The sequence below is a fragment of the Flavobacterium sp. TR2 genome, assembly GCF_025252405.1.
Classification (GTDB): domain Bacteria; phylum Bacteroidota; class Bacteroidia; order Flavobacteriales; family Flavobacteriaceae; genus Flavobacterium.
Window position 1 is genome coordinate 1,413,228 of sequence record NZ_CP104307.1, and the last position, 15,671, is coordinate 1,428,898.

At 34.2% G+C, this 15,671-nt stretch carries 17 protein-coding genes; 5 read left to right on the plus strand and 12 right to left on the minus strand.

What is annotated here, in order from left to right; translation table 11 throughout:
- Window positions 1-49 precede the first annotated feature (49 nt).
- Window positions 50-2,860, minus strand: coding sequence for a TonB-dependent receptor (locus N4T20_RS06540; protein WP_260672270.1), 2,811 nt, complete (start codon window positions 2,858-2,860; stop codon window positions 50-52).
- Between the two features lie 236 nt (window positions 2,861-3,096).
- Between N4T20_RS06540 and N4T20_RS06545 the strand changes: the two genes are divergently transcribed.
- Complete coding sequence (locus N4T20_RS06545) at window positions 3,097-4,197, plus strand: DUF4407 domain-containing protein (RefSeq protein WP_260672271.1); 1,101 nt, start codon at window positions 3,097-3,099, stop codon at window positions 4,195-4,197.
- 177 nt (window positions 4,198-4,374) lie between these two features.
- On the opposite strand, the gene N4T20_RS06550 is transcribed toward N4T20_RS06545, so the two are convergent.
- From N4T20_RS06550 to ruvC, 8 genes are all read right to left on the minus strand, one after another.
- The gene (locus N4T20_RS06550) at window positions 4,375-5,076 is read right to left on the minus strand and encodes a PH domain-containing protein (protein WP_260672272.1); all 702 of its coding nucleotides are present in this window, start codon (window positions 5,074-5,076) and stop codon (window positions 4,375-4,377) included.
- Window positions 5,077-5,148: 72 nt separating this feature from the next.
- Window positions 5,149-5,520: an MmcQ/YjbR family DNA-binding protein gene (locus N4T20_RS06555; RefSeq protein ID WP_260672273.1), complete on the minus strand. Its 372-nt coding sequence runs from the start codon at window positions 5,518-5,520 to the stop codon at window positions 5,149-5,151.
- Window positions 5,521-5,526: 6 nt separating this feature from the next.
- Window positions 5,527-5,877, minus strand: a complete 351-nt coding sequence (locus N4T20_RS06560) for a DUF4260 domain-containing protein (protein ID WP_260672274.1) — start codon at window positions 5,875-5,877, stop codon at window positions 5,527-5,529.
- Window positions 5,874-6,275, minus strand: coding sequence for a GNAT family N-acetyltransferase (locus N4T20_RS06565; RefSeq protein ID WP_260672275.1), 402 nt, complete (start codon window positions 6,273-6,275; stop codon window positions 5,874-5,876). Before N4T20_RS06565 ends, N4T20_RS06560 begins: the two co-directional genes overlap by 4 nt.
- Before the next feature lie 52 nt (window positions 6,276-6,327).
- A complete protein-coding gene (locus N4T20_RS06570; RefSeq protein ID WP_260672276.1) occupies window positions 6,328-7,119 on the minus strand; it encodes a cyclase family protein in 792 nt (263 codons plus the stop codon).
- 51 nt (window positions 7,120-7,170) lie between these two features.
- Window positions 7,171-7,548 carry a GxxExxY protein gene (locus N4T20_RS06575; RefSeq protein ID WP_260672277.1) on the minus strand — a complete coding sequence of 126 codons (378 nt, stop codon included), beginning with the start codon at window positions 7,546-7,548 and terminating at the stop codon, window positions 7,171-7,173.
- Window positions 7,549-7,656: 108 nt separating this feature from the next.
- Window positions 7,657-8,802: a radical SAM family heme chaperone HemW gene (gene hemW / locus N4T20_RS06580; protein ID WP_260672278.1), complete on the minus strand. Its 1,146-nt coding sequence runs from the start codon at window positions 8,800-8,802 to the stop codon at window positions 7,657-7,659.
- A gap of 89 nt (window positions 8,803-8,891) precedes the next feature.
- The gene (ruvC, locus tag N4T20_RS06585; protein WP_125723175.1) at window positions 8,892-9,446 is read right to left on the minus strand and encodes a crossover junction endodeoxyribonuclease RuvC; all 555 of its coding nucleotides are present in this window, start codon (window positions 9,444-9,446) and stop codon (window positions 8,892-8,894) included.
- Window positions 9,447-9,536: 90 nt separating this feature from the next.
- On the opposite strand from ruvC, the gene N4T20_RS06590 reads away from it, so the two are divergent.
- A complete protein-coding gene (locus N4T20_RS06590; RefSeq protein WP_260672279.1) occupies window positions 9,537-10,481 on the plus strand; it encodes a flippase-like domain-containing protein in 945 nt (314 codons plus the stop codon).
- A complete protein-coding gene (locus N4T20_RS06595) occupies window positions 10,478-11,581 on the plus strand; it encodes a glycosyltransferase family 2 protein (RefSeq protein WP_260672280.1) in 1,104 nt (367 codons plus the stop codon). Before N4T20_RS06590 ends, N4T20_RS06595 begins: the two co-directional genes overlap by 4 nt.
- Window positions 11,582-12,149: 568 nt before the next feature.
- On the opposite strand, the gene N4T20_RS06600 is transcribed toward N4T20_RS06595, so the two are convergent.
- Together N4T20_RS06600 and N4T20_RS06605 are read right to left on the minus strand one after the other, a co-directional pair.
- A complete protein-coding gene (locus tag N4T20_RS06600) occupies window positions 12,150-12,635 on the minus strand; it encodes a hypothetical protein (RefSeq protein ID WP_260672281.1) in 486 nt (161 codons plus the stop codon).
- Between the two features lie 34 nt (window positions 12,636-12,669).
- Window positions 12,670-13,053 carry a hypothetical protein gene (locus N4T20_RS06605; protein ID WP_260672282.1) on the minus strand — a complete coding sequence of 128 codons (384 nt, stop codon included), beginning with the start codon at window positions 13,051-13,053 and terminating at the stop codon, window positions 12,670-12,672.
- A gap of 46 nt (window positions 13,054-13,099) precedes the next feature.
- Here N4T20_RS06605 and N4T20_RS06610 point away from each other — a divergent pair, with 46 nt between their 5' ends.
- Both N4T20_RS06610 and N4T20_RS06615 read left to right on the plus strand, forming a co-directional pair.
- Window positions 13,100-13,606, plus strand: coding sequence for a DUF456 domain-containing protein (locus N4T20_RS06610; protein WP_260672283.1), 507 nt, complete (start codon window positions 13,100-13,102; stop codon window positions 13,604-13,606).
- 277 nt (window positions 13,607-13,883) lie between these two features.
- Window positions 13,884-14,486: a DUF937 domain-containing protein gene (locus N4T20_RS06615; RefSeq protein ID WP_260672284.1), complete on the plus strand. Its 603-nt coding sequence runs from the start codon at window positions 13,884-13,886 to the stop codon at window positions 14,484-14,486.
- A gap of 60 nt (window positions 14,487-14,546) precedes the next feature.
- Here N4T20_RS06615 and N4T20_RS06620 read toward each other — a convergent pair whose 3' ends face one another.
- Window positions 14,547-15,455, minus strand: coding sequence for a pseudouridine synthase (locus N4T20_RS06620; protein ID WP_260672285.1), 909 nt, complete (start codon window positions 15,453-15,455; stop codon window positions 14,547-14,549).
- Window positions 15,456-15,671 lie beyond the last annotated feature (216 nt).

The window sequence follows — 15,671 nt, forward strand, 5'->3', positions numbered from 1 at the left end:
GACAGAGCGCTAAACTCTGTCTAATTTAAGAATTTTAAAAAAGTTCAGGTTACAAGTCTAATTTCAATCCGAAATTGTAACGCGGCTGATAATATTCAGCCTGTTTTGTATGAGCAGCAACTCCTTGGTAGTAGCGCAACGGCTGGTTTGTCAAGTTATTTGCTTCAGCAAAAACACGCAATTGTTTCGTGATTTTATAAGAAGCATTTGCATCTAAGAAGAACTGCTTGTCATAGTAGCTGTCTTTGTAAGATTCAGAACCTAATTCATCTAAATAATCAGATGTAAAGTTGGTTGAGATTCTAGCAGAGAAACGTTTGTTTTCCCAAGATAAAGATCCGTTAAACATATGAGGAGTTGTTCCTGGGAGGCTAATGTCATTTCTTTCATTTCCGTCTTCGTCAGCAATTCCGCTTGCTTTAGATTTTGTGTAAGTATAGTTCAAATAAATGCCAAAACCTTTTAAGAATTTACCAGGCAGGAAATCTAACTGACGCTGAAACGCCACTTCAAACCCGTAAACATCAACATTGTCTCCGTTTCTAGACTGTAAAAATGACCAGTTTTCTCCCGCTGGAATTGGATTTGCCTGATTTGGGAAATCGGCAGCAAATTTTTCAGCAGTATATTGGTTATCGCTATAATTATAAATGAAATCGTTTAATCTTTTGTAGAAAACGCCTCCAGAAATTAAACCAACAGATTTGAAATAATTCTCTGCCATGAAATCATAGTTGTATGAATAAGTAGCGTTAAGATCTGGATTTCCAGCTGTAATTTCTTTATCGGCAGCAATGTTGTTTACATAAGGTGCCAATGCGTAATAGTTTGGTCTTGCCAAAGCTGTTGTAGCAGCGGCTCTCAAAATCAAATCTTTTGTAGCATTGTATTGCAATGAAATACTCGGCAATAAATTAGTGTAAGAGTTGGTGTTGTTGATTTTGCTTTCTAATTCTTCTTCGTCTAACACGCGGTTTCCTGTATAATCGATGTGCGTATTCTCAACACGAAAACCTAAAACCATAGAAAGTTTATCATTAAAATCCTGATCCCATCTTACATACGCAGCAGTAATTCTTTCTTTAGCATTATAGTTTACTGCTAAATATTCTGCCGGGTCAGCCTCTTTTTCAAATAAAGTAGGATTATTTAAGTCTAAACTTCCTAAGAAAGAAGCTGAAGCAAAAGTTCCTGGCACATATTTGCTTCCTGGATTGAAATCTTTTCCGTCGAAATAAGAGGTCGGAACCTGAGATAATAATTCCATATCATCGTTAAGCGGAGTGTAAGAATAGAAATTATTGTTTCTTTCTTTTTCTTTTAAACGAAGTCTAAGACCAGTTCTCAATCTTCCTTTTTCGCCTGCAATTACAGAGAATGGAAAACGGATATTTACTTTTGCGCCAAATTCGCTTTCGCTAGTTTCGTCTGTATTTTCAGTAACCGAGTTAAATTTAAATTTGTCAACAGACTCGCCAACAGTTGTCATCAAAGGAAATCTGATGTCTGATAAATCTTCAAACATTTCTAAACCTTTCTGGCGGTATTCGATGTAACGCTCACCTGGGCGGTATTCTCTTGCTTTTGCATAGTTGGCAGACCAGTCTAAATCTAATGTCGAGTTGATTAAGTGCTCTCCGCGAATAGAATAGTTTTGCACTCTCTGATCTTCTAACCTTCTGTTTTTGTTTCTATTATTGTCTAAACCGCCTTTTGTCTGACGTTTAACACGGCCTTCAAAACCAACAATTTCTTCACCATTATAAAGCGGTTCGATATCATCGTAAGTTGTTCTAAAACGGTTTTCTCTGTCATCTCTCCAGTTGTAAATTGCATTAGCAAAAATGGTATTGTTGTCATTAAATTTATAATCTAAAGCAACAGATGCACTTCGGCGAATACGTTGTACGTCGTATTTTCTAATTTCAGATGCTTGTAAATATTCATTTCCAAAATCATCTTTTACCCATTCGTTTTCGATGTTATCAGAACCATAATCGACGTTGTTGTAAGATCCGCTGAAAACTACTCCCAATTTATCATTAGCAAAACGGTTACCATAAACCAAACCAGCAGTGTAAGAAGCGTGGTCACGAATTGGCAAATATCCTCCTGCAAGAGTTGCCGAAATTCTTTCTCCATTTGGAGTTGCTCTTGTAATTAAGTTCACAGAACCTCCAATTGCATCGGCATCCATGTCTGATGTAAGGGTTTTGTTTACTTCGATTGTAGAAATCATATCAGAAGGAATTAAGTCCATTTGTACGTTTCTGTTGTCTCCTTCAGCAGAAGGAATTCTATCGCCATTTAAAGTAACAGAGTTTAAAGATGGCGCCAAACCTCTAATAATAATGTTACGAGCTTCACCTTGATCATTCTGCATCGTGATACCCGGAACACGTTTTAAAGCGTCTCCTACGTTAGCATCTGGAAAACGTCCCATTTGGTCTGATGAAATTACGTTTCCGATGTTTTTATTGTTTTTCTGTTGGTTCAATGCTTTTGCCTGACCTTTTAAGATGTCTCCAACAACAACCTCTTTCAGTTCATTTTCAGAAGCTTTAAGAGCAAAATCAATTACGTTGTTTTTTCCCTGTTCAACTTTTATTTCTTGAGTTAATGCAGTATATCCAATATATTTTACTTCAACTTTGTAAGTTCCTTCGTTAATATTTAATAGTTCGAAACGACCATTATAGTCAGAAACGGTGTATTTTTTTTCTCCCACAATTTGAACCATAGCTCCAGGAAGTGGCAGTTTGTCATCGGCGTCTAATATCTTTCCTGATATAATCGCTTTCTGAGCAAAACCTGTAAAGGCGAATAAAAAGAATGCTGTTAATAGATAAAATTTCTTCATTGTGTGTGTTTAGTTTGATTTTGGTTGCGAAACTAAAACCCATATATTACTACAGCCTTGAAAAAAAATTAACATAGTGTTATGATTGTCTCTTAAAATTTGAAATCTATTAATGTTTAAATAACACTTAAGCAGACAAATAATTGATTCACAATTAAAAAGAAAAAGAATAATTTGACCGTATTTGAAAATTTGGCGCTAAATTTGCCGTATCAATCAATCAAAAATCATCAATCATGTTAAAACAATTTTTTATCCTATGTTCAGGAGTCGACCGAGACATCCTGAAAGACTGTTCAGAAGGCGAACAAACCAAATACGCAGGTATTGGAGCCACAGTATTTTTTACAGCAGTTATGGCTTTCTTGGCCAGCGCCTACGCACTTTTCACCGTTTTTGATTCTATTTATCCCGCTTTGATTTTTGGATTTGTATGGAGTTTATTGATTTTTAATTTAGACCGATTTATCGTTTCTACGATTAAGAAAAGAGATCGTTTTCTGGACGAATTCCTGCAGGCAACTCCTCGTATTGCATTGGCAATTATTATAGCAATTGTAATTTCGAAGCCTTTGGAAATTAAAATCTTCGAAAAAGAAATCAATACCGTTTTATTGAAAGAGAAAAACGAAATGGAATTGGCCAATAAAAAACAAATTGGAACTTATTTCAAAACAGATTTAGATAAAAATAAAGCAGAAATTGCCGCGCTAAAAGCTGATATTGTAAAGAAAGAGAAAGAAGTAAACGATTTGTATTCGGTGTACATTACCGAAGCCGAAGGAACTGCCGGTACTAAAAAACTAGGAAAAGGTCCAGTTTATAAAGAGAAGCGAGAAAAACATGATGCAGCTTTAAAAGAATTTGAAACGCTTAAAAAAACAAACGAAGCTAAAATTGCTGAAAAAGAAAAAGCAGGGGTGCAGCTTCAAGCCGATTTAGACAAAAAAGTTTCGCAGACACAACCCATCATTGAAGGTTTCGACGGATTAATGGCTCGTATTAATGCATTGAACAAATTGCCTTGGCTGCCGTCATTTTTTATTATGCTGTTGTTTTTAGCAATCGAAACATCGCCAATTATTGCCAAATTATTAGCTCCAAAAGGGGAATTTGATTTCAAACAAGAAGAAGCCGAAACGGCAATGAAAGCCACTTTGGCACAAAATAAATACCAAAGAGAATTATTGGTTAAAACAAGCGCCGAAATGCACGATAAAGTCTACGCTGAGATTGCAGAAGATAGAGGGCTTTTTGATCTGCAGCGAAAAAACGCGAAGGAATTGTTGGAATTGCAATCGCATAAATTTGTAGAAAAACAGAAAGCTACGCTTTAGTCTTAAAGTTGGAAAGTCAAAAGTCAAAAGTCGAAAGTCTTAAAGTTTTTGACTTTGTCTAAATAATAAAAGCCTGAAATAGAAAATTTCTATTTCAGGCTTTTTTTTAAGTCTCTATAATCGACTTTATGACTTTCGACTTTTGACTTTTGACTTTACGACTTTCGACTTTACGACTTACATATAACTTAAAATCTCTTTTTTATAAGCATCATATTCTCCTTGCATGATCAAACCATTATCAAGAAGTTTTTTGTAGTTCTGTAATTTATCAAAAAGCTCTTCTTTAGATAGATCGCTTAATTTGCGCTCTCCTGCTGGCTGGGCTGGAAGCGGTTCATAAGTTTCGGTAACAGCTGGGGCAGCTGGTAAAATTTCTGCAAAGCTTGTTACTTCTTCTGTTTCAACTTCTTCAACTTCTTCAGCTTCTTCTTCAAAAACAGGCTCAGCAGCTTCTTGAACTGGTGTTGCTGTCTGAACAGGATTCTTCAATATATCTAATTGCTCTTTAGCGTAAGTATAAATTTTTCTAGCTTGAATTTTCGGAATATAATCAATAGAAATAGCTAAATCAGTTTTTGTTCCAAATGAGAATTCAGAACCTAAAATATTCTCTTTTACAAAAGTACTTGCAATATCATCCCAAGTATAATCGGTAAAATCCATAGAAAGACCTAAATTTTTAGGCTTACAGATAATAATACGTTTGTTAGTCAATACAATGCTGTCTGGAAAAACAGTGATGGCAGGTTTTTTTTGCACTGCGATGTATCCAACTTCTTCGCCTTTCATCAATAAATCGTTAAGTTTCGAAGTGATTTTTTCAATCGCTTTTGGATCTTGTTCTTCGTTCAGAAATTTTTTAAATTGTTCTTTCATGATTCTATAAATTGCTAATTTGCAAACTGATTCGGGTTTTTAAGTTTTGATCTTACCCTGCAAATGTAATGCCTAATTTTCTAATTGAGTAATTTCATTTTGAATTTTCTTTGTCAAACTTTTGAAAACCAATTCATACGAATGGTCGATCAATTCTTTGACAAATTTTACGGGTAAATTTCCATTTAATGCCACCGTGTTCCAATGCACTTTGCTCATGTGATATCCAGGTTGAATTTCGTCATATTCTGCCCTGAGTTCTTGCGCGCGGTCTGGATCGCATTTTAAATTGACAGACTGCTCATTTTTTTCCCATTGAGAGAGAGAAGACAAAGCAAACATTTTTCCGCCCACTTTAAAAACGAGCGTATTCTCATCAAAAGGGAAATGCTCGCTGACCCCTTTTTTAGAAAGACAATATTCGTAAAACGTTTCTAAATTCATAACTGTTTATTTTCCAATTTCACCTAAATGTGTGTATTTAAAGCCTTTCTCGTATTTCAGTCCGTAACCGAAAATTCTATCCATTGCCGAATGCGAAAATAAAATAATTCCTGTTAATTGAATGTTTTCAATGCTTAAATAATATCCAATTGCATAAATTAAAAGTGCAATTCCTTTATGATGAAATAAATTATAAGCAAAAGCACCAATTTTGTTTCCGAAAACATATCCGATCATCGATAAATCAGGAGCCAAAATTAAAACCGGAAACCACCACCATTCATAATTTAAACGGTTAAAAAGAAATATTCCGAGAATAAATAAAGCCGCTTCTTCGAGTTTTATGATTGTTTTCATTTTACTATTTTTTCCATCATCTTTTCAGGATGATTCAGTTTTGTAAATCCGAATTTCTCGTATAAAAAGTGTGCATCAGTTGTAGCCAGTCGCCAAATTTTGACTTCTTGCAATTGCGGTTCCTTCATCATGGCATCTATTAAAATCGACGAATATCCTTTTCCGCGATGTTCTTCGGCAATAAAAACATCCATTAAATAAGCAAAAACGACATAATCGGTTATCACGCGCGCAAACCCAATTTGGTTGCCATCCGAATAAATCCCAAAACAAACCGAAGCGTCAATCGTGCGTTGGACTTCTTCTATAGTTCGCCCCGCAGCCCAATATATGTCTTTTAAAAAGTGCTGTATAAATGGAACATCGAGCTTGGTTTTATCTGTAGAAACGGTAATCATTTAGTTTTAGATTTTAGAGTTCAGATTTAAGATTTTTTGCAGGAATAGAAATCTAAACCCTATTTAAAATCTTAAATAATAAAGGTTTGCTCGGACTTGCATCATTTTCAAACGAAGCAATTTGAAGATTTAGTATGTAATCTCCATCTTCAATTTCGTCTGAAACATAAATCATTTCTGTAATTGTGGCGTTTAATCTTGCATCAGGATTTAGATTATGCGTGTCTTTTACGTTCCAAAATGCTTTGTGAGCCAATAATTTCCCTTCGTCATGTTCTCGATCAACACTCGGAAGATCAATCAACAAATGCTGAATTTCGCTTTCGCGGATGAAAATCGCAGCGTCTTCAGCTAAATATGGCGGATTGGTATTCGAATATTTTCGAGACTTTTTTTCCAGCTGATTTGGAAGTGTTCTAATAATCAAAGCTCCGTTTGTCACGCTCAGCGATCCCGAAGTTTGGGGAGAAGCGCTCAACGCTTTCTGAACTTGCTCTTTCGTAATCACAAAATCATCATCAATCTTCTCAGGCTCAACCGTAATCAATTTAGCAAAAAAGAAAAACTGTTTCAACGATTGATTAATACTGTAAAAATCATTTGTAATATGCCCTAAGCATTCCGTATGCGTACCATGCCCATGCGGATTGAAGAAAATATTATTAAAATTCGTAGATGATTTTCCTTCCGAAACTTTTCCAATCCAGTCGCCAAAAACAACAGGCTCGATTTCAGGTTTTTCAATATACCACGCAATCGGGTTTTCGTCGGTATTTGTCAATGGAATGGAAATATCAATAGGTTTTGATAAGTCGATTTCGAAGTTGTTGATTTTTGCTATCATAATTTAACCGCAAGGTTCGCTAAGGTTTACGCAAAGGGCGCAAGGATTTTATTAAAGATTATTTGCTATTCTTTTAACTCCATGTTTTAGTAGGGCAACATTAAAATTTATTAATAATCCTAGTTTGCAATTTGTTAATTTTAAATAAGTCAATAGTTGCGCAAAGTGAACTTCATTTAAGCAATCTACAGACTTTATTTCCAAAATTAGTTTATTTTCTACTAAAATATCTAGTCGATAGCCAATATCTAATTTTACTTCTTCATAAACTAACGGTAAGGCCTTTTGTTTTTCAACTGAAAGTCCCAATTTCCTTAATTCATAAAATAAGCATTCTTCATAAGCACTTTCTAAAAGTCCTGGGCCTAAAGTTTGATGAACTTTTAGTGCAGAATTAAATACAATTCGGGATAAATCATTCTCTGTCATAAAATCAATATTAAGTCTCAAATATAATATTTGAAATCTTAAAACATAATTTTATTCTTACAAAAAATAAAATAGCGTTCTTTGCGTAAACCTTAGCGAACCTTGCGGTTAAATCTCAGCATCTACATAAAACAAATCACTCGCAATTCCATCCGTTAAAAATTTTCCTTTAATGGTTGGTTTCAGAATGTTGTTTTCAATAGAAAGAAGATCGTCGTTTAAGAATTTTTTAGATTGTTCTAATAAATAATTCAAATATTCTGTCCCAAATTCATTTTCAATTCGGTTTAGAGAAACGCCCCAAATGGTTCGCAATCCCGTCATGATATATTCGTTATAACGATCTGAAATGGTTAGAATCTCAGTTTCAATTGGGAGTTCATCGTTTTGAATTGCTTTTAAATACAACGAATTATTGGCAATATTCCAGCCTCTTTTTTCGCCGTCATAACTGTGAGCCGAAGGCCCGATTCCGATATATTTTTTCCCTAACCAATAAGCAGAATTGTTTTTGGAGAAATAATTCTCTTTTCCAAAATTTGACAATTCATAGTGAATAAACCCGTTTTTCTGAAGCATTTCAACCAAAATCATAAAATGGTTGGAAGCTGCTTCGTCTTGAGGTTCAGCAATTTTTCCTGTTTGAATTAATTTGCTTAAAGCGGTTTTTGGTTCAACCGTCAAAGCGTAACTCGAAATATGAGGAACGCCAAAATCTAAAGCAGTCTGAATATTCTGTCTCCACATTTCGTCGCTCATTCCCGGAATTCCGTAAATCAAATCGAGTGAAATATTGTCGAAATATTTGGTTGCTTCTTCCAAACATTTTTTGGCTTCCGCCGAATTATGAGCGCGATTCATCATCTTCAAATCATCTTCATAAAAAGACTGAATTCCGATACTCAGACGATTTATCGGACTTTTAGATAATTCTAAAATTCTTTCGACAGACAAATCATCTGGATTGGCTTCAAGCGTAATTTCTGGATTTTCGACAACATTATAATTTTTATAAACTTCTGAAATTAAAAAGTTTATTTCGTCATTTGATAAAACCGAAGGAGTTCCACCACCAAAATAAATAGTTTCAATGATATTGTCATCCTGAGCGGAGTCGAAGGGTTTACGCATAGCAATTTCTTTGGCTAATGCTAAAACCATTTCATCTTTCTTTTTCATCGAAGTCGAAAAATGAAAATCGCAGTAATGGCAAGCCTGTTTGCAGAATGGTATGTGAATATAGATTCCCGACATTTTTAATTAGATAATTTAGATAATTAGTCAATTAGATAATTTATTCGTTGTCTACAGAATTATCTAATTATCAAATTGCCATATTTGACTCATTTTTTAACCCGATCCTCATTTTGTTTCACAAAAGCATCCCAGCCTGAATAACTCTTTCCAGCGACGACTTTTCCAGAATTGAAGTGATGGCAAACGGCAGCCGCCAAACCGTCTGTTGAATCGAGATTTTTGGGCAATTCTTTTAATCCTAAAAGCTGTTGCAGCATTTTGGCAACCTGTTCTTTGCTTGCATTTCCGTTTCCGGTAATGGCCATTTTTATCTTTTTAGGTTCGTATTCAGTAATCGGAATGCCTCTTGAAAGTCCTGCTGCCATCGCAACCCCTTGTGCACGACCAAGTTTTAACATCGATTGCACGTTCTTGCCAAAGAAAGGCGCTTCAATCGCAATTTCGTCTGGACAATGCGTTTCGATTAATTCGATGGTTCTTTCAAAAATGATTCTTAGTTTTTGGTAATGATTATCGTATTTGGAAAGCTGTAATTCGTTCAATTGCAGAAATTCCATTTTTTTATTGGTTACTTTAATCAATCCAAAACCCATAATTGTGGTTCCAGGGTCAATGCCTAATATGATGCGTTCTTGTGTCAAGAGATTGTGGTTTCAAGTTTAAGGTTTCAAGTTTAGAAAATTGACTCATTTTCTAATTTTCTAATTGCCACATTTGATTACTTTTGCGGCATGATTTCAATTCCTCACAAAGCTAAGCAATTCCTAGTTCTTCTGGCCAAACTTTTGATTGTTGGCGGAGCATTTTATTTTATCTACAATCAGCTGGCTAACAATGACAAATTAGACTGGAATAAGTTTATTGTTTTGTTCAAGAAAAATCAGTCGGTTTTAGGGATTTCGTTTATTCTTCTTTTGAGTGTTTTGAATCGTTATTTCGAGATTTTAAAATGGCAGAATCTGGCGCAGGTTATTCATAAAATATCGGTTTACGAAGCTACAAAACAGGTTCTAGCCGCTCTGACCGCTGGAATTTTTACGCCAAATGGAGTAGGAGAGTACGCAGGAAAAGCATTGTATTATTCTAAATCTGAAGCCAAAAAAGTTGTTTTCTTGAATTTGATCTGCAACGGAATCCAAATGATTCTAACCATCATTTTTGGAATTTTCGGATTATTGTATTTTAACGCTGAATTCAATGTAATTACAACTAAAACAGTTCTGATTCTTTTTGGCGGATTTATGATGATTTTGATTCTTTTATTTTCAATTAAAAAAATAAAAGTAAAAGGCTATTCGATTGAAAAATTGATTCATAAAATCAACGAAATTCCGAAATCGGTTCATCAGAAAAATATCTTTTTAGGAATCTGCCGTTATCTGGTTTTTTCGCATCAGTATTATTTTTTGTTTTTAGGCTTTGATGTCGATTTGCCTTATTTAACCTTAATGGCCGCGATTACATCGGTTTACTTTTTGGCTTCGTCTTTACCCACTTTTCAGTTTTTAGATTTTGCTGTAAAGGGAAGCGTAGCAATATATTTCTTCGGAATTTTAGGGGTAAACGAATGGATTGTAATTTTCATCAGCACTTTAATGTGGTTTTTGAACGTCGTTCTGCCAGTAGTTTTAGGAAGCTATTTTGTGTTGAATTTTAAAACCAAAACGACAGAATGATTTTGATATTATTCAGCATATTAGCCATTTATATTGTGAGCATTTCTTTGCTGATTTATGGTTTTTTTAAAGTGCGACAATATCAGAAAACAGATTTAAAACCGCAGACGAGTTTTACGATTATAGTTCCGTTTCGAAATGAAGAAGAAAATCTGCCGATACTTTTAGAAAGTTTTTCAAATTTAAATTATCCGACAGATTTGTTTGAAGTGATTTTGGTTGATGATTCTTCAAATGAGGAGTTTCAGCTTTCAAGTTTCAGCTTTCAAGTTTCGATAATAGATAACATTAGGGTTTCGAATTCTCCTAAAAAAGATGCCATTACAGCCGCAATACAGCACGTAAATACCGATTGGGTCATCACGACCGATGCCGATTGTGTCGTTCCTGTGAACTGGCTTTTGAATTTTGATAATTATATTCAGGAAAACAAAGTTTCAATGCTAGCGGGTGCGGTTACATACAGGTGCGAAAACTCATTTTTAGATCATTTTCAGCAATTAGATTTAACGAGTCTGCAAGGCGCGACGATTGGGAGTTTTGGTTTGAATAAAGGTTTTATGTGCAACGGAGCCAATTTTGCGTACACAAAATCATTGTTTGAAAAACTGAATGGTTTTGATGGAAACAATAAAATTGCCAGCGGAGATGATGTTTTTTTATTGCAGAAAGCAGTCGAAAAGTTTCCTGATACAGTTCATTATTTAAAAGCTGATAAGGCCATTGTCTCTACAAAACCAACCGAAAACTGGAAAGCATTATTTCATCAGCGAGTGCGCTGGGCGGCAAAAACAAGCTCATATAAAAGCGCTTTTGGTAAATTTCTGGGTCTGATTGTTTTCTTTGGAAATTTGAGTTTTGTAATTGGATTTTTTCTTCTTCTTTTCGGAATTTGGGCGTATCCGATTTTTGTGCTTTTCGCTTTTTTTAAGTTTGCAATCGATTATGTTTTGCTTTCAATGACAAATCAGTTTTTGACTAAAACGAGAATAAAAAGTCTTTTGCTAAGCAGTCTGCTGTATCCGTTTTTTAGCTCGACAGTCGCTTTGTACAGTTTGTTTGGTTCTTATGAGTGGAAGGACCGACGTTTTTCTCAGTAAATTAAACCATATAAGTTATATAAGAGATTTAAGTCGGACGTATCACTTCAGCATTCTAATTCTGAATGAATTTACCTCACTGATATGATGAAAATATATTAAACTTTATCAGTCAATATAAGAGATTTGAGTTAAGCGAATCACTAAACATCCCCATTTAAACGAACTTACATCACTTATTGTGGTGCAATATATTAAATTGTATAAGCTAATATAATAGATTTGAATTAAGCGAATCACTAACACATCCCCATTTAAGTGAACTTGCATCACTTATATGGTGAAATATGTTAAACTATGTAAGTATAATAGATTTGAGTTAAGCGAACAGTAATACACTCCAATTTAAATGAACTTACATCACTTATATGGTGAAATATATAAACTGTATAAGCTAATATAGGAGATTGAGTTAAGCGAATCAGTAATACACTCCAATTTGAATGAATTTACATCACTTATATGGTGAAATCTATTAAACTATGTAAGTATAATAGATTTGAGTTAAGCGAATCAGTAATACATTCCAATTTAAATGAACTTACATCACTTATATGGTTAGAAAAAACTATTTCTCGTCTTTTGCTTTTATAATTACTGGCAGAATAAATTGTGTTTTTACTGGAATACCTCGTTTTATGGCCGGATTTACTTTCGGGAAATCGACTAAGCGGGCGTGCAGAATACTGTCAATTTTTATGGTGTCATAAGCTACGGAATCTTTAGGGAACTGCGGTTCAAATTTCATAGTCGAATTTGGAAAAACAGTAACTTTTACCTCAATTGTATCCAATTCTGGATACAATATAGACAATGTATCGACATTTAGTTTTTCTTCTATTAGGTTTGACATGACTTCAAAAAAGCACTGCTGGCGAAGTTTTTTATCAGCAATTTTTTCGCAGTTAGGAACAGAAGGATATTCGTCAACTTCTTTCCAATTGATCGATTTTAACTCTTTTTGAAGTAATTCTTTTTCAGAGGGAACCTGCTTCTCAAAATATTGACAAGAATTGAAAAGAATGCAAATAAAAAAAGGGAAAAACTGCCTCAAAGTTTTAGAATTGAATGAATGAACAAAAATACGATTATTTTTTTTGGGATGCTTTGTATTCTAAATAATCTTCATAGTTTTCAGATAGCCAATTTTGTTTATTTTTTTCTGCAACTTCCTTTTGATCAGGATATAATTTGACAAGTCTGTCTGAGAAAGCTGCTATTTGAACAGTATAAGTATAAAACTCCGATTTTGTTAAAATAATATCAGGATCGTTTTTTTTATTGAAAAATTCGAAAAACAAGTTATCAAAGTCTTTCAGAGAAAAATTTACTACTTTTTTCTTATTATTGTTGTAAAGACTGTCTTGCAGCACTCGGTCGTCTGCAGAAAGTTTCTTAGATTGAGCTAACGTATTTTCGCAAATGGAGAATGCGAAAAAAAGAATAAAAACTATTTTAACAAAAGTTTGCATATTATTAAAATATCTTAAATTGTAAGCACAAATTTACAAAAAAATTATGGATTTACTTTTAGTGCTGTTGGGCTTTATATGTGTAATTGTAGGTGTTTTTGGCAGTTTTCTGCCTGTTTTGCCCGGATTGTCAAGCTGTTGGGTAGGGCTGCTGCTGCTGTATCTGACAAAAGCAGTAGAAAATAATTACTGGATTCTTGGAATCACATTTGTTGTAATGGTAACAATCACAATTTTGGATTACGTAATTCCATCTAAAGGAACCAAAAAGTTTGGAGGAAGCTCTTATGGGGTTTGGGGAACTAATATTGGTTTGATTGTCGGGATTCTGGCACCCATTCCGTTTGGAGTCATTATTGGTCCGTTTGTTGGGGCGCTTGTTGGCGAACTGTTGTACGATTCTCAAAATCATAAGCGCGCTTTAAAAGCAGCAACAGGTTCTGTCCTCGGATTCTTGGCTTCTAGTTTTGTGAACTTCTTTTTTTCAGTAATTTATCTCGGGATTTTTCTGACTATCCTCTGGCAAAATAGAGGCTTATTTTCTAAATGGTAATTTTGACCTTAAGCTTTTTCCTATATTTTTAATTTTTTGAAAAAAACTCTTAAAATTTTAAATATAATTTTTGTATTGTAGGACTTGCGCCAAGCTTTATGTTTGCTCATTTCCTGTTTTTTTGAGGCTAAATGCTTGAAAATATACGACCTAAATTTTTAACTTAATTTTTGGAAATGTTAAAATATTTTATATTTTTATCACGATAATCGATAAAAAGCCTCACTTTGTCGGTTATTTTAAATAAGTATAAATAATCATTTTTTAAGTTATGAGTATGACCCCAAACCTACAAATTGAACTTAGACGCTTTATTTCTTCTAATGTTGTCTCCAAGTTAAACAAGTTTTATTTTGAGAATGATGCACTTTTAATAAAGGGAATAGACGTCTCGATTGGCACAATTTTAATGGGACTCTACAACAAAGCCGAAGAATCTGATTTTTACTCCGAAATTGTTTCCCTAATCCAAGAAGATTCCACTTTTTACCAAGAAGTAGATTTTAATGCAGGCAGAATTTTATCAGTCGACGACTGTTACCGCTTAGAAGGAAATATATTGCTGAAAGAATTATTTTCTAATAAAAAAGGCAGAATTTCAGAAATGGTTTCAAACGAAGTGGGTATAAAAAGCGAAACAGCCCGCGAAATACTTAACTTTTCAGCATTACTTGTAATGTCTTACTTAAGATACAATCTTCAATTAATAGAAAGTTTAAAACTTCTTTTAGACGATCAAAAAAGAGATATTTTAAACAGCATTCCTCCCGGAATCAAAATCATCCTAGGTTTTTCATCTTACGAAACAGTCGAAGACAAAAATCAATCAATCGGAAGATCTATTTTTACTCTTTTCGGACATAATTTCTTTAGTTTCTAAAACAAAAAATCCCGTTCTCAAAGAAAACAGGATTTATTTATAGGTTAATTTGAAAAGTAATTACATATTTTTCAAATTGATAATTTCTTGATCGGTCAAAAAGCGCCAGTTTCCGCGAGGAAGATTCTTTTTGGTCAGTCCAGCAAATGAAACACGGTCAATACGCAATACATTATATTCGAAAGATTCAAAAATAGCACGCACCACTTTTACGTTAGCAGTACGCAATTTAAGGCCGACTTCGTTTTTTGGCTCACCATCTATATAGCTTACTTCTTCAACAAAAACGCGGTGCCCGTCAAGAAAAAGGCCTTTGCTGATTTTTTCTAAATCTTCAAATTTTAAGTTTTTGTCTAAAGAAACTTGGTAAATCTTAGACGATTTTTGATTCGGAAGTGTAAATTTACGAATCATGTCGGTGTCGTTTGTAAACAAAAGCAAACCAGTCGTATTCTTGTCCATTCTTCCGACAGGAGCAATTTTTGCATTTGTAGCGCCGCGAACAAGTTCTAGAACGTTACGATATTCCTGGCCTTCGTCAAGAGCAGTTGTAAAGTTTTTGGGCTTATTCAGTAAAATATATTCTTTCTTTTCTGGAGTTAGCGTAACACCGTCAAAGTTTACAACATCATTCAGTTTTACCAAATACCCCATTTCAGTAACCACCGTACCGTTAACTTTTACGTTACCAGACTGAATATAAATGTCAGCATCACGACGAGAACAAACACCAGAATTTGAGATGTATTTGTTCAGACGAATTTCATCTGAAGCCTTTTGTCTCTTTGCCGGCTGATTTTGTTTTCTGAATTTTTCGGCTGCTGCCTCCTGTGCTGCTTTTACTTCAGGTTTTACTTTTTTCGGTCCCTGCGCGCGTTTTGGTAAAGCAGGTTTTGGCTTGTTAGAGTTTGATCGTGAGCTGTTTGGTCTCGATCCGCCTCTTTTATTGTTGCCTTCCTTATTGTTCATAGAATCATTAATTTGTGCAAAGATAGTTTTTTCCTGCTAATAAATCTTAAGTTCATTGTTCTTAGATTAATAGCATTTTATTTTAAGATGCTCAGAAGCAATGCAATTGGCATTTTTTTTACATATGGTTTTCAGCTTTCCGTTTCAATTTTTTACTTTTTGATGCAAAAAATAAAAAGATTTCTCCCGAAGCTTCGGGACAATCGGGGCTAAATC

Coding starts and splice junctions, on each gene's coding strand:
- N4T20_RS06570 (WP_260672276.1), bottom strand. CDS start 7,119: ATGATAGCAAAAATCAACAACTTCGAAATCGACTTATCAAAACCTATT.
- N4T20_RS06565 (WP_260672275.1), bottom strand. CDS start 6,275: ATGATTACCGTTTCTACAGATAAAACCAAGCTCGATGTTCCATTTATA.
- N4T20_RS06545 (WP_260672271.1), top strand. CDS start 3,097: ATGTTAAAACAATTTTTTATCCTATGTTCAGGAGTCGACCGAGACATC.
- N4T20_RS06615 (WP_260672284.1), top strand. CDS start 13,884: ATGACCCCAAACCTACAAATTGAACTTAGACGCTTTATTTCTTCTAAT.
- N4T20_RS06575 (WP_260672277.1), bottom strand. CDS start 7,548: ATGACAGAGAATGATTTATCCCGAATTGTATTTAATTCTGCACTAAAA.
- N4T20_RS06540 (WP_260672270.1), bottom strand. CDS start 2,860: ATGAAGAAATTTTATCTATTAACAGCATTCTTTTTATTCGCCTTTACA.
- N4T20_RS06610 (WP_260672283.1), top strand. CDS start 13,100: ATGGATTTACTTTTAGTGCTGTTGGGCTTTATATGTGTAATTGTAGGT.
- hemW (WP_260672278.1), bottom strand. CDS start 8,802: ATGTCGGGAATCTATATTCACATACCATTCTGCAAACAGGCTTGCCAT.
- N4T20_RS06605 (WP_260672282.1), bottom strand. CDS start 13,053: ATGCAAACTTTTGTTAAAATAGTTTTTATTCTTTTTTTCGCATTCTCC.
- N4T20_RS06595 (WP_260672280.1), top strand. CDS start 10,478: ATGATTTTGATATTATTCAGCATATTAGCCATTTATATTGTGAGCATT.
- N4T20_RS06550 (WP_260672272.1), bottom strand. CDS start 5,076: ATGAAAGAACAATTTAAAAAATTTCTGAACGAAGAACAAGATCCAAAA.
- N4T20_RS06620 (WP_260672285.1), bottom strand. CDS start 15,455: ATGAACAATAAGGAAGGCAACAATAAAAGAGGCGGATCGAGACCAAAC.
- N4T20_RS06560 (WP_260672274.1), bottom strand. CDS start 5,877: ATGAAAACAATCATAAAACTCGAAGAAGCGGCTTTATTTATTCTCGGA.
- N4T20_RS06590 (WP_260672279.1), top strand. CDS start 9,537: ATGATTTCAATTCCTCACAAAGCTAAGCAATTCCTAGTTCTTCTGGCC.
- N4T20_RS06555 (WP_260672273.1), bottom strand. CDS start 5,520: ATGAATTTAGAAACGTTTTACGAATATTGTCTTTCTAAAAAAGGGGTC.